Origin of the sequence: Candidatus Phaeomarinobacter ectocarpi, from assembly GCF_000689395.1 — a bacterium.
GTDB lineage: Bacteria > Pseudomonadota > Alphaproteobacteria > CGMCC-115125 > CGMCC-115125 > Pyruvatibacter > Pyruvatibacter ectocarpi.
In genome coordinates this window covers 790,119-812,287 of the sequence record NZ_HG966617.1, presented here as the reverse complement: position 1 = coordinate 812,287, position 22,169 = coordinate 790,119, and the positions used below count along the sequence as shown (strand labels likewise).

At 57.8% G+C, this 22,169-nt stretch carries 15 protein-coding genes; 9 read left to right on the top strand and 6 right to left on the bottom strand.

Annotated elements, in window-relative coordinates:
- Positions 1-10: 10 nt before the first annotated feature.
- Positions 11-1,708, bottom strand: a complete 1,698-nt coding sequence (locus tag BN1012_RS03870; protein ID WP_043948602.1) for an AMP-binding protein — start codon at positions 1,706-1,708, stop codon at positions 11-13.
- 167 nt (positions 1,709-1,875) lie between these two features.
- Here BN1012_RS03870 and BN1012_RS16620 point away from each other — a divergent pair, with 167 nt between their 5' ends.
- From BN1012_RS16620 to BN1012_RS03850, 4 genes are all read left to right on the top strand, one after another.
- On the top strand, positions 1,876-3,231 hold the full coding sequence (locus tag BN1012_RS16620; protein WP_052534514.1) for a vWA domain-containing protein: 1,356 nt from the start codon (positions 1,876-1,878) through the stop codon (positions 3,229-3,231).
- 103 nt (positions 3,232-3,334) lie between these two features.
- Entirely contained in the window at positions 3,335-5,266 is a 1,932-nt protein-coding gene (locus BN1012_RS03860) for a hypothetical protein (protein ID WP_043948601.1), read from the top strand.
- Complete coding sequence (locus BN1012_RS03855) at positions 5,263-9,309, top strand: hypothetical protein (RefSeq protein ID WP_043948600.1); 4,047 nt, start codon at positions 5,263-5,265, stop codon at positions 9,307-9,309. The genes BN1012_RS03860 and BN1012_RS03855 overlap by 4 nt, the downstream gene beginning before the upstream one ends.
- Positions 9,310-9,463: 154 nt before the next feature.
- A complete protein-coding gene (locus tag BN1012_RS03850; RefSeq protein ID WP_145973410.1) occupies positions 9,464-9,796 on the top strand; it encodes a hypothetical protein in 333 nt (110 codons plus the stop codon).
- Positions 9,797-9,836: 40 nt separating this feature from the next.
- Here BN1012_RS03850 and BN1012_RS03845 read toward each other — a convergent pair whose 3' ends face one another.
- Genes BN1012_RS03845 through BN1012_RS03835 form a run of 3 tightly spaced genes read right to left on the bottom strand, consistent with a single transcriptional unit; the run spans position 9,837 to position 11,620 of the window.
- Positions 9,837-10,157, bottom strand: coding sequence for a hypothetical protein (locus BN1012_RS03845; RefSeq protein WP_043948598.1), 321 nt, complete (start codon positions 10,155-10,157; stop codon positions 9,837-9,839).
- A 6-nt stretch (positions 10,158-10,163) separates the two neighbouring features.
- Entirely contained in the window at positions 10,164-10,823 is a 660-nt protein-coding gene (locus BN1012_RS16615; protein WP_052534512.1) for a TIGR02466 family protein, read from the bottom strand.
- Complete coding sequence (locus tag BN1012_RS03835; RefSeq protein ID WP_145973409.1) at positions 10,820-11,620, bottom strand: alpha/beta hydrolase; 801 nt, start codon at positions 11,618-11,620, stop codon at positions 10,820-10,822. Before BN1012_RS03835 ends, BN1012_RS16615 begins: the two co-directional genes overlap by 4 nt.
- A 201-nt stretch (positions 11,621-11,821) precedes the next feature.
- Here BN1012_RS03835 and BN1012_RS03830 point away from each other — a divergent pair, with 201 nt between their 5' ends.
- The 4 genes from BN1012_RS03830 (at position 11,822) to BN1012_RS03815 (ending at position 19,754) form a co-directional block, all read left to right on the top strand.
- Positions 11,822-12,946, top strand: coding sequence for a TIGR03032 family protein (locus BN1012_RS03830; RefSeq protein ID WP_043948596.1), 1,125 nt, complete (start codon positions 11,822-11,824; stop codon positions 12,944-12,946).
- Positions 12,947-13,138: 192 nt separating this feature from the next.
- A complete protein-coding gene (locus tag BN1012_RS03825; RefSeq protein WP_043948595.1) occupies positions 13,139-16,354 on the top strand; it encodes an autotransporter outer membrane beta-barrel domain-containing protein in 3,216 nt (1,071 codons plus the stop codon).
- 297 nt (positions 16,355-16,651) lie between these two features.
- Positions 16,652-18,466, top strand: a complete 1,815-nt coding sequence (locus tag BN1012_RS03820; RefSeq protein WP_122381336.1) for a sulfotransferase family protein — start codon at positions 16,652-16,654, stop codon at positions 18,464-18,466.
- A gap of 196 nt (positions 18,467-18,662) precedes the next feature.
- The gene (locus BN1012_RS03815) at positions 18,663-19,754 is read left to right on the top strand and encodes an SGNH/GDSL hydrolase family protein (protein WP_145973408.1); all 1,092 of its coding nucleotides are present in this window, start codon (positions 18,663-18,665) and stop codon (positions 19,752-19,754) included.
- A 180-nt stretch (positions 19,755-19,934) separates the two neighbouring features.
- On the opposite strand, the gene BN1012_RS03810 is transcribed toward BN1012_RS03815, so the two are convergent.
- Positions 19,935-20,741 carry a hypothetical protein gene (locus tag BN1012_RS03810; protein ID WP_043948592.1) on the bottom strand — a complete coding sequence of 269 codons (807 nt, stop codon included), beginning with the start codon at positions 20,739-20,741 and terminating at the stop codon, positions 19,935-19,937.
- Position 20,742: 1 nt separating this feature from the next.
- The gene (locus tag BN1012_RS03805) at positions 20,743-21,375 is read right to left on the bottom strand and encodes a hypothetical protein (protein WP_043948591.1); all 633 of its coding nucleotides are present in this window, start codon (positions 21,373-21,375) and stop codon (positions 20,743-20,745) included.
- A 68-nt stretch (positions 21,376-21,443) separates the two neighbouring features.
- Here BN1012_RS03805 and BN1012_RS03800 point away from each other — a divergent pair, with 68 nt between their 5' ends.
- Complete coding sequence (locus BN1012_RS03800; protein WP_145973407.1) at positions 21,444-22,001, top strand: hypothetical protein; 558 nt, start codon at positions 21,444-21,446, stop codon at positions 21,999-22,001.
- Positions 22,002-22,169 lie beyond the last annotated feature (168 nt).

The following is a 22,169-nucleotide window of genomic DNA, read 5'->3' as shown; positions in this document are numbered from 1 at the left end:
GCGAAAGAGCTCAGGCCGTTTTTGCGGCAGACAAACCAAGCTTCTTCACCATGGCGTCGCGTATGTCGATTTTGCGGATCTTGCCGGTGACAGTCATCGGCAACTCATCCACGAACTCGATGTACCGGGGCACCTTGAAGCGCGCGATCTGACCGTCGCAGAAAGTCTTCACGTCATCCGCAGACAAGCTCGTGCCCGGCTTCAGTCGAATCCAGGCACAGACCTCTTCGCCGTATTTCTCATCCGGGACACCCAGTACGGCAACGTCCTCAATTGCCGGATGCGTGAAGAGAAATTCTTCGATTTCTCGGGGATAGATGTTCTCGCCGCCGCGGATGATCATGTCCTTGATACGCCCGACAATGTTGCCATAGTCGGCGTTGTCGATGGTTGCGAGATCTCCTGTGTGCATCCAGCCATCGGCACCTAGAACCTCGGCGGTTTTTTCTTCATCGCCCCAATAGCCGATCATTACGGAATAGCCCTTTGTGCACAGCTCGCCTGGCACGCCCGGTGCAACCGTTTGATCATTCTCATCCACGATCTTGCATTCAACATGTGGCAACACACGACCGATGGTTGAGACGCGTCTGTCGAGCGGATCATCTCCGGTGCTTTGAAAGCTGACCGGCGAGGTTTCCGTCATGCCATAGGCGATCGTGACGTCCTTCATGTGCATGTCGCCCACCACCTGTTTCATGACTTCCACAGGACATGGCGAGCCGGCCATGCAGCCGGTGCGCAGAGACGATACGTCAAAGCTTGCAAAGTCCGGATGTGCGAGCTCGGCAATGAACATTGTCGGGACACCATAGAGTCCTGTGCACTTTTCAGCTTCAACTGCTTTCAGGGTTTCACCGGGATCAAAGGTAGGCGCCGGATAGACCATGGCTGCCCCATGGGTGAGACACCCAAGGTTACCCATCACCATGCCGAAGCAGTGATAGAGCGGCACAGGAATGCACAGACGGTCCCCGGGCATAAGGCCGATATTGTGCCCGACTGCATTCCCGTTGTTCAGAATATTCCGGTGCGAGAGCGTGGCCCCTTTGGGCATTCCGGTGGTGCCGCTGGTGAACTGAATGTTGATCGGCTCTGCAGCATCAAGACCTGCTGCAATTCTACGGACGGTTTCCAGCTCTTGGATGGTCGGGTCCGCGCTGAGGTCATTCAGCGACAGCCAGCCGGGTCGCGCATCATTACCGATCAGGATCAGGTGCTTGAGGTGAGGCAATGCCTGTGCGGTCAATTCTTCGCCCGGGGTGAGGTCCGCAATCTCAGGTGCCAGACTTTCCACCATCGCCGCATATTCACTCGTCTTATAGGAGACGGGCGTAACGAGTGCTTTCAGCTCAACCTTGTTGAGAGCGTAGTCCAGCTCAAAAACGCGATAGGCCGGATTCACATTGACCAGGATCAGGCCGAGGTGTGCGGTCGCGAATTGCGTCAGCGTCCACTCCGCCATATTGGGCGCCCAGATGCCGATCCGGTCACCCTTGCGCAATCCAAGTCTGTGCAAGCCTGCAGCAAGAGCTTCGGATTTCTGTTTGAGCTGCGCATAGGTCCATTTGATGTTTTGGTGGACAGATACGACAGCGTCCTGCTCAGGCCAGGTGGCCGCCGCATGGGTCAGAGCATCGGAAATAGTGTGCTCGAGCAATGGCTCGGTTTTTGCGCCTTTCACATGCGCTTCTTGGAGCTTTGTCACTTTGAGTTACACCCTGTTGTCTTGCCTGTTACGCAGAATGTCACATTTTCTGCGACCTCGCCTGCATCATCACAATTGATGATACGCGTGGGCATGGACTCGGTATAGCATTGCCGTCTGTAGGGAGACTTTTCCTGCCGAACAAAGGTCTTTTCGGGGAGAGAAAGATGCGTTTTCGCGCCGCCTTGTCTGCAATTGTCCTGTCGGTGGGAGCGGCTGCGACAGCGCTCCCGGCCACAGCTGCCACTAACGTGGTCTACATTCTGGACGCATCCAACTCCATGTGGGGCCAGATTGATGGCACCGCCAAGATCGAGACTGCCCGCGAGGTCATGACTGACCTGCTTGGCAATGTGAGTGACGGAACAACGATCGGACTGCTGGCCTATGGCCACCGCTCGGAAGGCGCATGTGATGACATTGAGGTTCTGGCAGGGCTTGGTGCGGCAACGCCGGAAGACCTCATTGCGAAACTCAACGAGCTTAAGCCGACTGGCAAGACTCCCATAGCCGGCGCGCTTCAGGCAGCCGGCGAGACCTTTGCAACCAATGATGCAAACAACAATATCATCCTGATTTCTGACGGTATCGAAACATGTAACGGCGACCCATGTGCTGTGGCCGCTGACCTTGCTGGTGCCGGTGTCGACACCAAAGTTCATGCGGTTGGATTTGACGTGGATAGTGCGGCGCGCGAGCAGCTGGAGTGCATTGCCGAAAAAGGCAACGGCTCCTACTACAATGCGTCCAGCGCCAGCGAACTCAAAGTGGCGCTTGCGGAAGTTGTGGATGTTGTCGAAGCGGCACCAGAACCTGAGCCGGAGCCTGTCGCCGAACCGACGTCCAGCCAGTACTTCTTTGATGACTTCGATACGAAGCTCAGCGAGGACTGGGTCATCAACAACCCCAACGAGGACGCCTATCTCGTTGAAGACGGAAGCCTGCTGATGATCAACAGCGCTGTCGGCGGCTTTGGTGTCGAAACCGCACAGAATGTTGTGGTGCTGAAGCGACCGCTGCCGGAAGGCGACTGGGATGCCAACATGGTGTTCACCGGTGAGATAAAGACCGGACGCGATGTCATCATGTTTGGTCTTTACACCGACTCGCTGAACTTTCTGACATCTCAGTTTTACACCAGCATCGGCTGTTGCAACTGCAGCTCCGCGGGTCTTGGAAACCTCAAATCGTCAAAGGGTGTGCTGACCCAGTTCAACATCCCCATTATCGGAAGCCAGTTCGGCTGCGGTGCCATGGAGGAAGCTCCTTTCCGGGCGGAACTCGCCGAAAACGAGACGCAACCCATTCGCTTGTCGCTACACAAGCGCGGGCGAAGCTACCATGTCTCCGCGTATCGCGGTGACAAGACGGACGCGGGTGAACCGATTGTCTTTACAACCGACCCGCTGACATCCCTGCGTTCGCCTGGTGAGTTGGCATTCACCATTGGCAAGTATGAGCAAGCAGAAGGCGAAATCATGTTGATGATCGACTCAATTGAGATTGTGTCGGTAACCGAGTGACGTGAGTTGAGATAAGGCAAGAACCACGCGCGGCGGAATGCGTTGCGGCCTCTGCTGCCTCTTTGACAAACAGGGAGCGGCTATGAATTACAGGCACGGCTTGATGGGTGCTCTGGGTGGGGTAGCCCTTCTGGTTCTGTCGTCTCATGCTGCGGCTCAAGACCCGCAACCGGGAAGTTCTGAACCAGAGACGTTTGAACCTGAGGTTTTTGAGGCACCGACATTTGAAGTTCCGGACTTTGAAATGCCGGTCTTCGAGGCGCTTGACATTGCGCTTCCGGAGCTCGACATACCGGACCTCCCTGATCCGCCTGACAATGCAGAGGCGGAGCGTCTACCACGTGACGTCTTTCGCAGTGAGGCCAGCCAACCAGAAAGGGCTGACACGGATTGGCTGACGGAAGCTTATGAACGCATTCTTCCGAATGCTGAAGATTCCTGGGTTCTTACAATCCACAAGACGCGAACAGGGCACAGCATTTACCGCTGGGAAGACCCCTCAAGAGATCGCTGGAACAACACACACGATGAGTGGCACTACGGGCCTGCTTCGGTTTCTGTACGTTTGGCCACCTATGACAGTTACGATGGTTACGGTCACGACGGCATAAGCGTTCAACTTGCACTTTGGCAGAACTCAATTGCGACATGGCTAGAGAACATAAAAACGAAAGAGTCGTACGAACCTATTGCCGAAGAGGCCCAAGTCGTCATCGATTACATGAAGTCACGTTCGGAAGACGCAGAGTTGCTTATCCGGGTCTTGCAGGGACTGCAGTTCTACACGGTGATCGAGGACCGAGACTACGACCCAGCCAACACAAAGCCCGTTTCTTCCGACACATTGGTACATCTTGAGGGCGGCACTTTTTCCTCGGACTTTACCGGCTCTTGGGAGGATCCGGTTAGCAGTACCACGGAGATGCCGCGAGTAAATTCACAAGAGTTCGATGCGCTCGACAATGGCCCACATCGAACCTACTCCGCTGTCGTGTGGCGCTTCGTTCCTGAAGACATGGCGCGGGTTGCCGTTCTTATCGAGGAATACGAAGAGATCAAGCGCGGCATGACACTGGATCTCACTGGTGTCGATCTTCCAGAGCACCTTGAAAGCATGCTGGTCTTGGTGCCCGGGCTGTATCACAACAATGTCCGCGACCCTTTTCTTGCAGCCCTGTATGAAATCGCACGAGTTGCATGGTGGATCGGTCCGTATGAGGCTGATGCATCTGTTTGGGCAACTTCTGAAGACCAGATTCCGGATGGACTGCGAAACCAGTTTGCAGTGATGCGGGAGGAAGGTGGGCGGCTCGTGGATGGTTCAGGCACGCCCTACTTCAACGCAACAACGCCACTTCAGCTACCGCCGCTGGAAACAGACACGCTGGTCATGATCGATATGGCGATGTTCGGCATCACCAATGAACCTGGCGAGATTCCAAAAGAACCATACTATCCAGGCAAAAAGGACATAAACAACTTCGACGCCCAGCATAGTTTCAGTCCTGGCTCTGCGACGCGCGAACGCATTTCATACCGCAGAGAGGATGACCTGTTTTGGCGTCGCACCATCGTCCATGCGGCCGGTACCGGGGAGGTAATAAAGGGGCGCGTCAACATCACATCCGAACACTACAAAATTGACGTGAACCCGGACTCGAACGCCCGGAACATTACTGACGAGCGACAGACGCATAATGTGGTCTGGTCGCTCAGTCATGATGGCGACATATGGGCGCCAAAACCGCCCGAGATCGTTGCTCGTTTTGTTCGACCGAACGGGACCGGTGATTATGAACCGCTGAGCGATCCTTTGGACTATGGGTCACCGTTCGCGGTTGAAGGCCGACTGGAGCTGCCTGCCGCCCGTCAGGTCTACAACCTGGAAATAGACTATGGCGGTGAGCGTCCACATGACGTTCTGCTCTATCCAACGGAGGAAGACCGCACGGTACTGCGGAGCGACATTCTCTATCTGATGTGGGACGTGGCCCATGCTGAAGCATCGGTGGCGGGTGCGGAGGCTTCGCGATGAGCTGGCACTACAAATTTCGTCCTGCCTGGTCGGCGTGGCTGATGGGCGTTGCAGCTTTCCTCCTGCTGAACCTCCCCAGTGCATCAGCTCAGTGGTTTGACTTTGGCGAGGAAACCTCAACACACCTCACCTGGGAACTGCTCGAGGGCAGCTGGAAGATCTTCTACCTGGATGATGACCTTGGCGGCGTCGCCGGTGAGGCCAAAGTCGAAGATCAGACCGTCACCATTACTCTGGTTGATCCAAAGAACGGACAACAGACACCAAAAACTGCATATAGCGCAGCAATTGAGGGCGATGAGCTGGTCCTGACATTCATGGGTCCCAGCCCTGAGGGCGCGCGCAAGACCGGTGAAGGTTTCCCCGAAGAAATGATTGCCGTCGGTGCACCGGAAATTACAAGCATCACACTCAAAGGCGGCACCGAGGAGGTCGAGGCACAGATTGCGCCCATGCCCGAGACCGATCTGGATTTTATTGAGGTCCGGCTCAAACCGACCAGCGAGACCGCACTCGTTGGCCACTGGCGCTACCGGGTGCATCCCTTCCTCGGTCGCGCGGAGGATGGACGCGGCCGCGCCGGGGGCCTGGAGCAGGACGACGACGGCGTCTGGTGGGCGTCTGGTCGTGAATCCTGGCAGCGCCACGAGCCCAAGGTTTTTGGCGTGGTTCCAATCCAGGACCAGTTGGCAAAGGAAATGTTCTCCGACGGGACCAACCTGCCCTACTACAGCTACCCGTTCCGTCCAGGGGGTGAAGACCTGGGCAAGATGCGCACGCTGTTTGTATTTGGGCGAGACCTGCCGCGTGACTGGAGCCGCTCGATAGAGATCAAAGGTGGCTCTCCCGGCGTTACCTATAGTGAGATTGCCCGCCTGTCAGACTATGAATCCCGTGAAGCTGCGCGTGAAGGGTACCGGCGCGAGGTTGCCGAAGACGACCACAACATGGACGACTTTGTCCGTGGTCGGAAGATCGTGAAAGACCGATTGGACGAGTCTCAGGCAGGCAATGTTGACGAACTCGACGCTGTTATTCTTCGGGCAACCATAGATGAAAAAGTCATTCCAGGTTGGCAGACGTTCAAATATGGCGGCTCGGAAGCCGCATGGCTTCTGCAGTTCGGCGACAACACCGCCACCATCCGCATTGTCCGCAAAGTGGAGCGGCTTGGCGATCGACACGAACCCACCGGCATTCTTTATACGGGCGAAATTTTCCGGATAGAGATTGAGACCAAATACAAATTGCCCGTGGACCAGATTCCCGTCGTGGTCGCTTCGGTGGCGCCTGGCGCCTCACTGAGCACCAGCGCCAAGAAAGGCATGCTGATTGGCGACGGCGAGGGCATTCCGGCGATACGCAGCGCCGAAAACCCACGCATCTACAGAACCGAGTTCATACGTAACGATCCACGTGTTGCGGCAGACAAGTCCATTCAAGCCGGCGAAGGCGGTGCCAAAACACACATTATTCACGGCGGTCAGGGTGCGCGCATTTTTGCGATGATCTCGTCGCCCGGAATTATTTCAATTCCACCTTCGATGACGCAGGCGACGATTTTCAATACGCCAACGGATACAGCCGTCGGAGGAAGCTGGAACACCTGGCTGGCGTCAGCGGCCGCGTGCGCCGGGGTGGAGAATGCCGACCGTGTTGTGACGGAACGATCTGAGGCTGCAACGATCTCAGAGTGGCTCATCAATTCAGGTCGATCGCGCTTCCCGATACCCGGCTCGTTCGAGAGTAAAGTCACGGTCGCACAGCATGCCGCGATGATGTTGATGCGAGATACATTTGCGCGCCAGATGGATCGAAACAGGACAGGCTTCTCACGAATTGAATCAGATGAGGAGATACTCGCATTCCGAAGGGCCATGGAGCCGATCATCCTGCAGGGGCAATCGCCCCTCACCCGCATCGAAGTCACGGGCATTGATGGCCAGCCCACGGCATTCGACTGGTCATTCCACAAGTCCGTCATTGGTGATGTCCATGACAAACGCACCAGTGATGTCGAGGCATGGGCACTGCGCGCCACGCGCGAGGCACTGCGGAAATACATCGATCTCATGTTCAAGACGGCGAAGGACGCGCGGGAGATCGACGAGTGTAATGTCGAAGATCTGCTCAAGCTGACAGGCCATGACTTTGATGCGGTCGCCGCCTTGGCCAAAACCAAGCTCATGGTCCCTGCGGATAAACCGCTTTATTGGGCGCCTGACTATCGCGCACGCGGCCACGTAGACACAGTGAAGTTTGCGGCTGATACCGTACGCATCGGTGAACAGCTGGGAGAAGCCGACCGGCGGGAGGCCGCCATGGCGGTCGCAATCGCCACCATTCCCGTTGCCATTGTGGGCGGCATGGCTGGATCTTCTGCAGCAATCGTGGCGACGTTTGCCGTCGACATCATTGATGTGGGGGCATCCACCTACGCGGAGATTTCAGACAAGCTTGGCCGGGACGCAGAATACGACTTTGCGTTCGCGGCTGCGGACGTCATCGGCATGCAAAGACTGCAAGTGGCTGACTCCCGCCGCCGCAGCTGGGCCAGCGTCATGGGCAAGCTGTTTCCAACAGTGGCGTTTGCCTCAATCGGCATCCTCGTTGATGTACCCGATATCTACAAAGCCTTTGGAGAAGGTCTGCGCATAACCCGCATCGCGCGGGGCAGGCGGGCGCTGGCGGAAGGGCTTGAAATTGAGCAAGCCGCTGCCGCAGTGCCGGCACGCGCCAAAGCCGTTGCTGAGGAACTCGAAGAGACACTGGAGCGGGCCCGCGTTGCGCAGGCCGCCGGCGAGGCGCCCACTACACCTCCAAATCTGCGAGGGAGTGATCCAGAGATTGATGCGGGTCTTGCCCGACCCACGCGCGGCGTGCGGTTCGATGAATTGCCAGACGCGTTGTCTGACAGTGCCGACGACATCTTCGCCTATCTTGATGACCTCGCAAGCTCCGGGGTGCTCTCGCGCCTTGATGATGCCGTACTTGAAAGTGCCGAAGGCGCTGGCCGCCGGGGTGATGATGCCTTTGCGTGGGAAGCGGGCCTTTCAGCTGAAAGTCGTGCCCTGACGGACCGCTTGGTCTCTCGGGCGCGGACGGACGTTCTCGACCTTATGGAGGAAGCAGGCAGCCGAATTGCGCGGCTGCTGGACGATGCTGATCCGGTCAAAGCCCGCTATGCACGCGAAGTCCTTGAGTCCGATCCCGGATTGTCACCGGATGCATTTGAGAAGGCCGTTGAGACGCTTTACAAGCGTCGACCCCGCGAAATTGGAGAGGACTTCTTCAGGCAGGCTGACCCAGCCGACCGCCAGATCAGTGACGCGCTCGAGCAGGCCGGGTGGCGGTCGGAGTTGGAAATTGATGGCGTAGATGGTGGGTACAAAATCTATGATCCCGACCGCCGAGCCGGTGAAATCATTCGTTCGTTTGATCCGTCTGATGGGACATTCAAGATGTCCTATGCCAAAGCGGAGATGACACCGCGGCCAAAGGGGCCGGTCATCGACGGGCAATTTGAAGTTACGCCGGGTTTCGTCCGTGGCAAGATCGATGACATCCTTCCCGTGCCCAATGCCGGGCGCGGTGTGCCGACGATTCAGTACTTCACAATGCGGCTGATGCATAAGCTTGGCGTGCAGTACGGGACTGAAGGGGTCGGCGCCATCAAGAAAACGGTGATGTCCGGCATTGCCAATGTGCGTACCATCACCACACTGGAGTATCTGCGCAAACTGCACATGCCCAACACGCCGCTGGCAGATGTTCCCGCTGAGGAACTGTCTCGCTGGATCATGATGACCCATTCAGCACGCTATGCAGAGGGCGTGCTGGCAGGTGCTGGCTATCGCGTAAAAAAGGCGACTGTCAAAATTGGAACCAGCAGTATGAATGCCCCACACCCAATCAGTGTATGGTCCGATTTCTTCGACGCACGGTCAGAAACACTGGCGCAGTTTCTTGCACGCCACGGCTTTACAGAGGATACGAGGATGGTTGGGTTGTTCAATATCGAGCTTGAAGTTGTCCCATTCTAGTCGGCCCAGGGTGCTCATCGTTGCCAGCGATTCCGCAAACCGATCGCTCTCCTACGCACACTTTGCGGACGCACTGAGCCGCCACGGTATTGACGCACGCCTTTTTTCAAGCGACCCGGAAGATACCGATGCCTTTCTGCTCCTACATAGTCTCGTGGGTGATGCTGACAAAGCGGGCAAACTTGCAAAACGGGCGGATGCGGCTCGCGTTATCCCCCTGCAATTCATGATGGACGGGGCGGAGGTGGCTGTAAGCAGCGGCATGCCGGCGGCTATTGTCAGGGACGGCTATGCGCGGTGGGCAGACGGCAGGGATCAAGAAAGCAAGATGCCTAGCGGCCTCGTCATTCCTACGTCGCTGGCCAACTCTCTGGGATTCAAGGCCGCGATGGATATGGGTGTCGTTACGGCGACCGACTCATCGGTCTCGTTGCCGGAGCAGGTTGCGCGAACCCTTGATGCTTTGCATCTTCGTCAATCGTCCTGACCATCCCCCGCCGGGTGCCACGCCAATGGCAGAACTCCTTTTAGTGAAGGCCAAGCTCCGGGTAGGTGAGTTGCGCGTCCGTTGTCATGCTGAAGCACTGACCAGGTGCATCCGCAACGGCACGACACAGATAAAGATCAGCGTCTGTGCGCACCCAAATCCCCCCTTGTGGATTGGGCAGGTAGTCTAGCTGCGAGGCCTTTTCCTGGCCCTGCCCTGGGTGAGACTGAGATGTCAGATACAAACCACCAATGAGCAAGACCATGGCGGCCGTGCTCAACAAGACTGCCTGAGCCGTGGTCAAATCGTGCCACAAGCCTGCCAGAGAGGACCGCGGTGTCTCGGGGTCTGAGGGTGACATGAGAAGTTACTCCGTTGACTGATGAGTTTTTGGCCTATGGACCATGTTAAAACTTATGGAGATGCGGTCGGCATCGCTTTCATTCATTTGCACGCCATGCTGCAACCAGCCGGGAAAAATGACCAAATCACCTGCCGCGCATTGATGAGCAATATGATTTGCATTTGAAATGGACTCAGTGCGGACGGGATATGGAGACGCGACACGGGCAATCACCGGGTCATAAATCTCGATATTGCCTGAGTTCTCCGGCACCTGAACATAGTAGGCCCCGCTCAGGAATGAGCCGGAGTGGATATGCGCCTTGTTGCTATGGCCCGGACCGTTCACGTTGATCCACATTTCATTCAAGACGAGATCGTAGGCGTCGAAATTGAAATCCATCGCAATGGCGCATTGGACACATGTGGTGCCAATGATCTTACGGATGGGCGCAAGTCGTTCGTCGAGGTGCAGTTGTGACGTGCTGTGCCATCCCCCCATGTTGGAGCGCTGCTCTCCGTCATGCTGCTGAAGTTCGGGTAGGTATGACATGATCTCCTTATTGCGCGCCTCGAAGTCAATCACGCGGCGTATCCAGAGCGGCGTTTGAAAAACGCCCTGAGGTTGCAGGCCATTCTGTGCCGGCTGATCACCATTTCCTTGAGGCCCTGCGTCCCTGGTCATGCTGCTTCAGCCTCACATCTGGGAACGGCACTATGGATAACCGAGCCAATATCTTGCCACCCAGAGATATGAGACGCCTCGGGGACCATGACGAGGCGGGCGCAAGGCGTTGCACCCAGGGAACGGAGGTAACTGTCGACGATCGATCGAGGGACGATCCCGTCCTGTCCACCGACAAAGTGCATTTGCGGCACACCGGACAGCACAGCCTTGTCCGCGACTGGATCAAGGGACCCGCTCAGCCCTGATACGCCATGATGTCTGGTGAAGGCGTTGATATCCATGGGAGCGGCGATGGTGACAAGACCAGCAATATCCTGCCGGCGGGCTGCGATCAGAGCCGCAATCACACCGCCGCCCGAAAAGCCGATCAGTCGTATGGTCTGCGCTCCGGGCGTCCGGGCCTTCAACGCGGAAATTGCTTCATTCATCGACGCAACGACTTCAGGCGCAAAGCGCTTGTTGGTCCAATAGGCGGCCTCGCAGTTCCGGCTTCCTGCCCCCACATACTGGCACGGTCGGGCCAGATAGGCAGTCGGCATGGCGCCATCAGAGCTCATCAGGCCCATCACCAATGGTGTGGCAGGGGTGGGATCATCTGATGGACGCGAACGGGTGATCCAGGCCAGTCCGTCTCCCTCGATATAGACAGTAAGAATGGCCCCGGAATCCGCCTGAGCAAATCCGCTTGGCAGGAAGGCTGCAAGATCAAAACTCCGTGTGGGAATCATAATTTCGGTCAGTGCGCCGGGCGCGGACGCCAACGCTGCCTGACGCCGTGTGTCGAGGTCAGGCACGCTTGTGCATGCGGCAAGCATCGCCGCGCACATGGATAAAGCAATTGATTTGGCCGCACGCATTTCGTTTATTGATCCTTCGTCCAGAGCGCAGTGTTTGCGAACGCAAGCCCACACGTCCAGTGGAAACTCGACATTTGTGCAAATCTGTTGCACGCCACTGGGGACACGTCCCTTTTGCAAAGGCGCAGATCAAGTCTCATGTCCGACGCCCCAACAACCCTTCCATCCGATGTAGACGCGGCCGCTGCGGAGGCCGCAAACCCGCCACAAACGACCATTTCATGCTCGCGGGGCCTGGCGTCATGGCTGGCAATGCAGGGGGTGAGTTTCGGGCTGACGTCCTATCAATCCGGTCGGCTCTACCTCATTGGCCATCAGGATGGCGACGTGGTGAGTTTTCACGAGCGCGTTTTCAACCGGGCTATGGGCGTTGCCGCCGACTCCCAACGGATATTTCTGGCCGACCTGTTCCAGATATGGCGGTTGGAGAACATTCTGGGGCCCGGTCAGATGATCGACCAGTTCGATGCGAATTATGTGCCGCGCAACGCGCAGACAACCGGCGACCTCGATGCCCATGAGATCGGCATCGACCGGGACGGTCGGGTCATCTTCGTGAATACCAAGTACTCGTGCCTTGCCACGCCCAGTGTCACCCACAGCTTCAAGCCTATCTGGAAGCCGCATTTCATATCGCGCCTTGCACCCGAAGACCGTTGCCATCTCAACGGGCTGGCCATGAGCGACGGCGCACCGAAATATGTGACCGCTGTGTGCAAGAGCGACATCATTAATGGCTGGCGTGACCGTCGCGCCGAGGGCGGCTGTATTATTGATGTGGCCAGCAATGAGTTTGTGACCCAGAAGCTGTCCATGCCGCACTCGCCGCGGCTGCATGACGGAAGACTCTGGGTTCTGAATTCCGGTCATGGTGAGCTGTGCACGGTCGACGAAGCCAGCGGTGCGCTGACCACGGTCGCTTTCCTGCCCGGATTTCTTCGCGGCCTGGCGTTTCACGGCCGCTTTGCATTTGTCGGCCTGTCCCTGCCCCGTGACGGCAGTTTTTCAGGCCTGGCGCTCGATGCGGCGCTTGAGAAGCGGGATGCAGACCCATGGTGCGGCGTCCTGATTGTCGACACGCAAACCGGCGATATCGTTGAGTGGATTCGCTTTGAAGGCGAGATCCGGGAGCTTTTCGATGTCTTCGTCCTGCCGGGCGTTAAAACCCCAATGGCACTGGGGATGCTGGACCCGATGATAAGGACAATGATCACAATCGAGGATTGGGATGAGGCAGACCGGCCACAGCCGGTGACGGGTTAACCTTTCCTCAAAATTGTGATCACAAAAAACTGGCTGTTTTCAGGCCTTTTTGCATCGCACTCATACTTTCGGGTGATTGCGGCAATTAACGTTCCGGTCCACTGAAACCTAGGAAAACTGCGGGTAATGCCAAATGGCGAAGCCCCTGCGCACTGGTACGTGTTTTTGTGTGCGCGCCTGGGAGATTGTAGCGTGGCGAAACGAAATCGGTCCAAACAGCAGCCCGCAGCAGCGGTGACAACTGCAACGCAAGCCCTGCATGCGTCGGCCTACGCATACTATTCCGCAGCGCATACCACCTCCGGTGACGGCCGCCTGTCCAACGGGACCAAGCGGCTTCTGTCTGCCGCGCTGCTGTCGTCCACTTCGCTGCTGGCCATTGGCACACTGGGGACGTCGTCTGCTCACGCCCAGGCGGCGCCGGCATGTAACACGGTAGGCACGACGGTAACCTGCTCCGGCAATGCAGGTGATGCGACCCAGCTCCTCTTTGCCAATGACCTCAACGTCACGGCCGACAATACCTTCGTTCAGGACACGTCGGGCAGGGCGGGCACGGGGACCTATTCGAACGCCGGCGTCAGACTTACGATGGGCAGCCGGGGAACGGTCACCAACAACGGCCAGATCACAACCGGTCAAGACGGGACCAATTTCGCCAGCCAGCACGGCATCATCACCAACACCACCGAAACAGCCAAGGCCTACAATACCGGGACGATCAGCGTTATCGGCAGCGGCGCGGTGATGGGGACACGGACAGCCGGTGTCGCGGCCGTATCAACCGGTGGCATCGCGACGTCGGTCAACCAGGCCGGCGGCACGGTCAATGTGAACGGGGCATATGCCAACGGTATTTTGGCCAACGGCGACACGGCAACGGCACGCAACTACGGGACAGTCCAGGGCGCTGTGACCAACCCGGTCGGCGTTTACGCCTCGGCCACAGGGACGGCCACCGCAAGCAATGCGGGGACCATCACCCTCACGGGCGATGGTCCGGGCATTGGTGTCGGCGCGAGCGGGGCCACGGTGAACGTGACCAACACAGGCAGCGTCACCACCAGCGGTGCCAATGTGGCCGGCCTTTTTGGTCGGTCCGTGACCGCACGCACGACCAACATCACCAATTCCGGCACAGTGACCGCCGCCTCGGGGACAGGTTCCGGCATTTACGGCGTCGGCCCTACTGTCAACATCACAAACACTGCTTCCGGCACCGTAACAGGCGGCGGAGTTGGTGTTGTGGCTGTTGCACAAAACACTCTGGTCGGCATGGCCTACACCGGTGGCACGGCAACAGTCACCAATGCCGGCACGATCAATGGAGGTGTTACGTCCTACAATCCCGGGGGGCGGCCTGCGATGATCGCCACACCCAATACATTCATCGTCAATAACAATGGCGGTACCATCAACGGGTCAATTCGCAGCAACGTCAACTCCATTGCCAACATTACTAACAATGGCGGGACGGTCGGGGACAACACGACGGCGATTGCCACGGGCTCCAGCAATGGTGACCAGGTCACGATCACGGGCACCGGCAACGTCATCAATGGTACGATAGAAGATGGTAACACCTTCGGCGGCTACAGCAGCGGCAACATCCTGACCTTCAGCCAGACCGACACTGTGCGTTTGACACAAGGTCGAGCCACTGCCTATGGCGGGGGCGGATTTATCTCGGTTCAAGCCTTCGATGAAGTCCGCTTTACCGCTGGCACGACTGAGTTTGTCGGCAGTAACACGTTCCTCAGCACAAACAATCGTGCTCCTTACAGTGTGGAAACTGCGGTCACAGTCGGCCCTGGCGCAACATTCAAGGTATCCGGCGGGACGACCACATTTGGACGGGCCGACGAAGGCATCGTCTTTGGCGGTACACTGAATGCAACAGGCGCTGGCACGCAGCGTGCGACGGTTGAGGTGCCTGCAGGCGGCCGCCTGAACTTCACCGGCGACGTCACCTTCGGCGACAAAGGCCGGTTCAAGGTCGGCATCGCCGGGCAGAACAATGCCGGGTACTTGCAAGGCAACAACGTCACCTTCAATGCGGGGTCGGAAATCTATGCTGACCTGACGCGCGGCATCGAACTGACTGATGGCCAGGGCATCAAAGTTGCCAATGCCACAAACACTCTCACAGATAACGGTGCGGCAGTTTATGACAACTCGGCGCTGGTGAACTTTACCAAAAGCGTGGTCGGCAACGACCTGTTCCTTATCCCGCAGCGCGGCGTACGCGCAGTGCCGGCGACAGGCACCAACCGTGGGTCGTCAAACGCGCTCAATATTGCCGCCGCCATCGATGCGTTCATTGACACTGCACCGACCGACAACCCGATCGTACAATTCCTGGCTCAGTTCCCGGTCGCGGAGCAGGAGCAGCGTCTGGCCCAGTTGGTGCAGGACACGCTGCCTGAGGAATCCGGCGCAACGGGATCCGCCAGTGTGGTCTCCACTGACATGGTGATCGACCTGATCATGGAGCGTCTGTCCGGTGGCGGCTTCAACGTGGTGGACAGCGGTCAGGGCAATGGTCAGACCGGTGTCGCAGCTGGTGACATGTTCCTGGGGACCGACGCCAACCTCGCCCTGTGGGGCCGCGTCGGCGGCAGCTTTGCGGAGTTCACGCCATCAGGCGTCAATGGGTTTGACTCCAACACCTACGCTGTGTCGATCGGTATTGATGGGGACATCACACCCGAGATACGGTTTGGCCTTGCGGGCTTCTACTCCGACACAGACGTCGATGAGAACGGGTCCAACCCGAATTCCGGCCAGCAGATTGAAGGTCTGGGCGTGCTGGCCTATGCCTCCTGGCGGCCGAAAGACTGGTACGTCAACGGTACGGTTGGCTATGGCCACAATCAGTACAAGAGCCAGCGCACGGCGGCCGGTGCCGTGCATACCGCCAGCTTCAATGGCACGCAGCTGATGAGCCGCGTAGAGGCGGGTCGTATCTTCCAGTTTGATGAAGGTGCCCTCGACATCACGCCACATGTGGGCCTGCGTGCCAACAAGCTGTGGCTTGACGGCTATACAGAAGGTGGCCCGGTCGCCACGACTGTGAACAGCCAGAACATTACATCTGTTCGGGCCGTGGCCGGTGTCGGTGCCCGCTACACATTCGAGTATGACAATGGCAGCCGCTTTCTGCCGGAAGGCTATATCCGCGGCCTGCAGGAACTGGCCGATCCGAGCCAACCGATCACCGGCTCCGTTGTCGGCGGCGGTCAATTTGTCTCAACACCGACTGAACGTGACGACTTCTCCTACGCGGTCGGCGCAGGCTTCACCTACGAGTTCACAGACGTGTTCTCCGTCCGCCTGCTCTATGACGGTGAGTTCCAGGACGACTATCGTGAAGACTCCGTCACGGCGGCCATTCGCGTCGAGTTCTAGAGGCTGACGGTCGCGGATGCCGGGCGTGTTTTGGCTGTGCGGAGTCACGGCCGCGACCCGGTATATCGGCTCTGGCGATACAGACTTTTGCTCTAGAAGACTCTGGACCAGCCCACCCGGCAACCAAATCGCATAGACGCGGTACAGATTAGCGACTATGTGTCTGGTCACAACTCTGGACGGCTCTGCCTTTATCGGCGCTACCATTAGGCGATCCAAATGGTCCTTGGACCATGGACGTCAGTGGTGAACCGTTGGGGCGAGTTCGGCGCCTGTCAGACCTGAGTGGAGCGTGGAATGCCGGTAACTTGGTTCAATAAGATACTGGCGTACATGCGCAAAACCTTGGACGCGAACAAAACGGCGAAAACAGCCGCACCCGATAACATGTCGATTGAAAAGCGCGCGGCAGAGGTGGTGTCCATTGGTGCGACGGCCTCTTTGTCAGGCGATGCTGCCGCAGCGACACCTCTTCAAGAGGATACCGGTGAGCCGACACTCCAGGAACTACATCAACAGGGGCAGATGCTTGTTTGGGAAGGACGGCTCGCTGAAGGTTTGAAATCCCTTTCAGATGCGGCACTTGCCAACCCAGACGACGAAGCGATCCGAAACAGCCTGAGCCAAACGCTTCAGGCGACCGGCCTTGCGCTATCTGACGACGATCTCATCGCTAATCTGAGTACGATCTTTCGGGACGACGCTGATGTCCTGGCCTTGGTAGATCGCGTCGCCAAACCGCTTTTCAACACCTTGAGCAGTGTCGGCGTCGAACAGACCAGCGACCAACTCCTCACTGCTGCAAGCCTTGCCAATGCAAGTGGGGATATCGTTACCGACCAGATCAACGAACTTGTGAAACGAGACGCAGACGGGCTGAGCCATCGCCAGGTCCCGGCAACTCGCCGGACAGTGTTGGCGGCAGCGCGATTGCTAAAAACGTTGCAGCGCGATGAGGAACTTGCAGCCGACTTTGCGGAAGTTGTGGCATCAGATCAGTCTTTGTCCGTATTGGAAGCGCTAGCGTCACCGACACTCAGAAAAATGGACCAGGGGTCCAAAACTGAGATGCGGTACCTCTTCGCCAGAGCCGTCACCAACTATGGATCGCGCAGCAATGCGCTGGCGCCTCGCGTGGCGATAGCTGGAGACGTTTTGAAGGATAGAAAACAGTCTGATCCAAGCGACACCGCTGCTCAATTGGACTTTGGCATCGCAGGTACGCAAGGCACTTTGGCCGTCAAGAACGCCTCCACACTTCGCTCCGGGTTTGTTACATGGCAAAATGACCCAGCTGAGGCCGTACAGGCCTTTGAGGCAGTCAAGGCGAACTCCGCACCAGACCCTGTCATAGACTTCTACACCAGGCAGGCGCGACAACAGGCCATTCCAGAGCTACCGTTTGTCGGCTTTCCACGTAGTGGTAGCGTTTTCGTTTTCTCGTCGTTGGTAAGTGGATTGGGCAAACCAAGTTTCGGCGGAATGATGGGCGGCGCATTTCCGGATTTTGTCTTCGCTCAGGAGGGCTTCAACGTTGTGCGTGCGGGCCGCGGGTCCTCTCACACGCACATACGTGCATCACGAATGAATTTGCTTGAGATGGGCCCGCGATATGGGATCAAGAAACTCTTGGTTATGGTTCGTGATCCGCGTCAGGCGCTCATGTCGTGGCATGACTTCATGCCGAAGATCGCCAGCGACATGGATCCTGTCCAGGCTCAGCACTACAACCTTCCGGATTCATTCTTGGATTTCTCAGACGAAGAACAAATGGACTGGCTGATCGAAAACTGGCTGCCAGTTCTTGTTACGTGGTTGGACGAATGGAAGGAAGCATCACGGACCGATTGGTTTGAGACGAAGATTCACTACGCTCGGTTTGAAGACTTGCGCAAAGATCAGGAGAAGTTTTTCCTAGATATTCTCGACTTCTTTGAAATTGACCACGACCTGTTTGAAATGCCGACCAAACCAACGAAAGAAGGCGACCGAAACTTCCGGCAGGGGCACGTGGATTCTTGGCGCACCGAAACCTCACCAGGCCAGAGAAGCCGCATCGAGCGCATCGTGCCCCATGACCTTCTGACTTTCTATGGTTGGGATCAAACCTGAGGGTAGCTGCCGTTCAAAACCTGACGCCGTGAGAAAACGCCAGAGGCTGCCGTACCGGCTGCTGGCGACAGATACTTCTGGCCGCCATATTGCTATGCGTACTGCATAGCCATGCGTAATCTGCACCAAGGCCGGACTGGGCAAATCGAAATCTCGATACTACGCTCACACGCGAAAACCAATGTGGGATTTATCTATGAGAGATCTATCCAGATCCATCACGACATACTTTTTCATCTTCCTATTTTCTCTGATTTCGGCGGAGATCATTTTCAGAATCTACGCTGCTACACCGGTTTTCTCGATGGAAAACTTCGTGAAGGCTGCGGTGGACAGGCACGTAAATCCGGTTGGCCCTTCGGTCATCGATCCAACCCTTGGCTGGATGATGAGGGAAAACTATTCGTCAGCAAAAGACAGTGAGGCCCCACTTACAACAGGCGTCTTTGGACTAAGAATGAACGTGCCACACGAGATCGTCGTGCCACAGAGTGGCGCAATTCTGGCGGTTGGTGATTCATTCACGGCAGGTTCCGAGGAAGGCGACGACGGGTCCTGGCCTGCAGCCTTGGAGCGAAAGCTTCAAGAACCAGTCCTGAACGGAGGCGTGGGAGGATACGGCGTTGACCAAATCGTTCTTCGCGGCCGGCAACTGGCTGAAGAATTTGCGCCGAAGGCGGTCATATATTCGTTCCTAGATGAAGACATTCTGCGCAACGCGTTCGCCATCTACGGAGGGTACAAACCCTACTATGTGATTGATGGCCAGGGCGGTCTCGAACTGCGTGGAGTGCCCGTTTCCGAAGTACCGCCTCAATTTGATCGACTCGGATTTTTGCGCGGTGTTCTTGGTCACTCGCGACTGATCCATGAATTCATGATGATCTTGTCGCCAAGATCATGGCTTGGCCATGAGCTTCAGTTTCGCCAGGTTTCGACCAACGAAGAGGCAGTGCAGATCTCGTGTCTCCTCCTTGATGACATAAAGGCCGATGCAGAGAGGCTGAATTTTGAGCCATTCATAATGCTCCAGTATGGAGGCGACAGAGCGCTCAGCGGCGACATATCTTGGTTTGGGAAAGCAGTTTCAACCTGTGCAATTGAAAAAGGTCTCCCAACGCTGGACCTGTTTGAAGCCTTGCACGCTGTTAGCGTGGAGGATCTGGACAGGTTCCGTTCTCTTTACAACGAGCGCCCTGAAGGAAACGCTGGCGGCCGTTTCGGACATATGTCAGAGGTCGGTAACGAATATGTCGCTGATCTCATTGCCGGTGAATTCTTCAGGTAGTCTCTCGTAATGGGTCGAAGATGACTCGAAGTGTTCTGTGTGAATGGCCAAAATCCCTATCGGGCTCGCTCATTTTATACTCACTCTTCAGCGAGCGGCAGGGCCCTGCTTGGCGTGCGCAGATAGTCATGACATGGGCGATAGTCGGCCATACTTCCACCGCCGCCAGAGCGGCACTGACTACTCGGTTCGGAGGAGCCCGCCCGGGAATTCCGTCAGCTTGCTGATCGTGTCGTTACCGGGCGTCATGACAGTGTAAGTCTCACCGGTTCCGATCTGGTTCGCGGCGATGCGGCTCTCAAAGACGGCTGCAGGCCATCCGCCAAAATTGAATGTCGTGACGCGCGCCTCGTCGTCTGAGGAGTGAAACACTGTTTCCGCATCAGCCGGAAACCTGTCCATGGAAACCGCGTAGATCGCGTAGTTCCCCTCGCCGCCCGACGCCGTTTCCAGTGAGCGCTCGGACGCGAGATTTAGAAGATCGACGTGGGACTTGGGCGCGAGATCGGCAGCGGTGAACTCTTCCGGATCCGCAACGAACCAGATGATCGCGGGGGTCTCCGGCATACGCGTGCGGGCGGTGGCCCAGTCGATTGTCACCTGCGTATCATCGGTGTCGTAGTAGGCTGCAAACTCGGTGTAGACGCGGCGGCGGACCATATCCTCGAAAATAACGAGGCCAAGAAGCCGCCAGCGGTTGTCCGTGTCCTCGACACGCGCCAGGCCCTCAACATGGATCGAGTGGACGAGGAAACCCTCGTAGCCGAAGTCTGGACTGGCAAGCGTTTTCCGCGCCTCCGATGAGAGCGTTGCGGGCAAGCCGTCCGGGCTCGCCCCGGCACCGCGCAGGCCGAGGATGACCCCGTAGCTGGCGACCTTGGCGTGCAGCGGGATGTCCGGGTTCTGCGCGTGCGCCGGATGGGCAAAAACCGCGAAAACGGCAGCAGCCATGGCTGCCAGCCGGAAGGAGATCAGGGTCAACCGCATCCTAGAAACCCCCGCCTGTCATTACACGGCCTATGTCGCCGGCAAAGGCACTGGTGTCCTTGGCAATCTGGCCTGGGTTGCCTTCGACGAAGTTCAACGCTGCATTCCCGATCGCGCCCGCGTTATCGACACCGGTACCAATCCCGACATCAATCACCGCACCGCCGAAATCATCTACCAAGCCAGAGGGCACGAGCTTGCCGATGGCGCCGCCGACCAGCTCCTTGCCAGCCTCGGTGCCAATTTCCATGCCTGCGGTACCGAAGAAGACACCTGCGCGTTCACTCTGGCTGGCACCATCGACGCCTGCCTTCTGGGCTTCCTTGCCGGCTGTGATCAGGGCCTTGAGGCCTTTAACAGCGATGCCAATAGGCAAGAGCGCACAAGCCGGATTGGCGGTTGCACACCCGATACTGCCGACGCCTGACGTTATGTTGCCGATGGTATCTAGGGTGGCGATGAAGGGCTCATTGCGCACGTCGATGTCGAGCTTCTTGCGTTCGCGGGCCAGGCGGTCGAGTTCCGCTTGGTAGCATGCCACCGTGGTGCATTGCTTCTCGGGTTCGACGACCGGCGGGATGTAGGGCACGTCAGGCATCTTGTCGCCGGGCTCGGATTTCTCCGCAGGCGTCATGTCAGGCCCTGGCGGCGGCGGTGTGAGTGAACTCAGGTCTGATGGCGGCGGAGGCGTCAGATCGAGCAATGAAGGTGTCGGTGGTGTCGAAGGCGCGGGAGGGGCGGAACCTACAACTGCAGGTCCGGGCGGCGGCGCAACAGCCACGGGAGCTGGAGGTGGTGCCACGGGTGCAGGTCCAGGAGGTGGGGCAACAGCCACGGGAGCTGGAGGCGGTGCCACGGGTGCAGGTCCGGGAGGTGGTGCAACAGCCACAGGAGCCGGAGGCGGTGCCACGGGTGCAGGTCCGGGAGGTGGTGCAACAGCCACAGGAGCCGGAGGCGGTGCCACGGGTGCAGGTCCGGGAGGTGGTGCAACAGCCACCGGAGCTGGAGGCGGTGCCACGGGTGCAGGTCCGGGAGGTGGTGCAACAGCCACCGGAGCTGGAGGCGGTGCCACGGGTGCAGGTCCGGGAGGTGGCGCAACAGCCACGGGAGCCGGAGGTGGTGCCACAGGTGCAGGTCCAGGTGGTGGCGCAACAGCCACGGGAGCCGGAGGTGGTGCCACGGGTGCAGGTCCAGGAGGCGGTGCAACAGCCACGGGAGCTGGAGGCGCTTTCGCGGACGATTGCGCTTGCCCTTGATTGATAATGGCCTGGGCAACAAGAACTGGTTGGTCGTTCGTGCTGTAGGTCACAAGCGGGGAAGAAGGCATTGAGCCAATTGGAATCCCCTGCCCGCCCATTGCCTTCATAATGGCGTCTTGCACCTGCCCGCCGAGGCGTGTCTCTGCACGGCCAAGCGCATCTGCAAAAG

Coding starts and splice junctions, on each gene's coding strand:
- BN1012_RS03860 (WP_043948601.1), top strand. CDS start 3,335: ATGGGTGCTCTGGGTGGGGTAGCCCTTCTGGTTCTGTCGTCTCATGCT.
- BN1012_RS03815 (WP_145973408.1), top strand. CDS start 18,663: ATGAGAGATCTATCCAGATCCATCACGACATACTTTTTCATCTTCCTA.
- BN1012_RS03855 (WP_043948600.1), top strand. CDS start 5,263: ATGAGCTGGCACTACAAATTTCGTCCTGCCTGGTCGGCGTGGCTGATG.
- BN1012_RS03810 (WP_043948592.1), bottom strand. CDS start 20,741: ATGCGGTTGACCCTGATCTCCTTCCGGCTGGCAGCCATGGCTGCTGCC.
- BN1012_RS16615 (WP_052534512.1), bottom strand. CDS start 10,823: ATGACCAGGGACGCAGGGCCTCAAGGAAATGGTGATCAGCCGGCACAG.
- BN1012_RS03830 (WP_043948596.1), top strand. CDS start 11,822: ATGTCCGACGCCCCAACAACCCTTCCATCCGATGTAGACGCGGCCGCT.
- BN1012_RS16620 (WP_052534514.1), top strand. CDS start 1,876: ATGCGTTTTCGCGCCGCCTTGTCTGCAATTGTCCTGTCGGTGGGAGCG.
- BN1012_RS03800 (WP_145973407.1), top strand. CDS start 21,444: ATGAAGGTGTCGGTGGTGTCGAAGGCGCGGGAGGGGCGGAACCTACAA.
- BN1012_RS03805 (WP_043948591.1), bottom strand. CDS start 21,375: ATGACGCCTGCGGAGAAATCCGAGCCCGGCGACAAGATGCCTGACGTG.
- BN1012_RS03845 (WP_043948598.1), bottom strand. CDS start 10,157: ATGTCACCCTCAGACCCCGAGACACCGCGGTCCTCTCTGGCAGGCTTG.
- BN1012_RS03820 (WP_122381336.1), top strand. CDS start 16,652: ATGCCGGTAACTTGGTTCAATAAGATACTGGCGTACATGCGCAAAACC.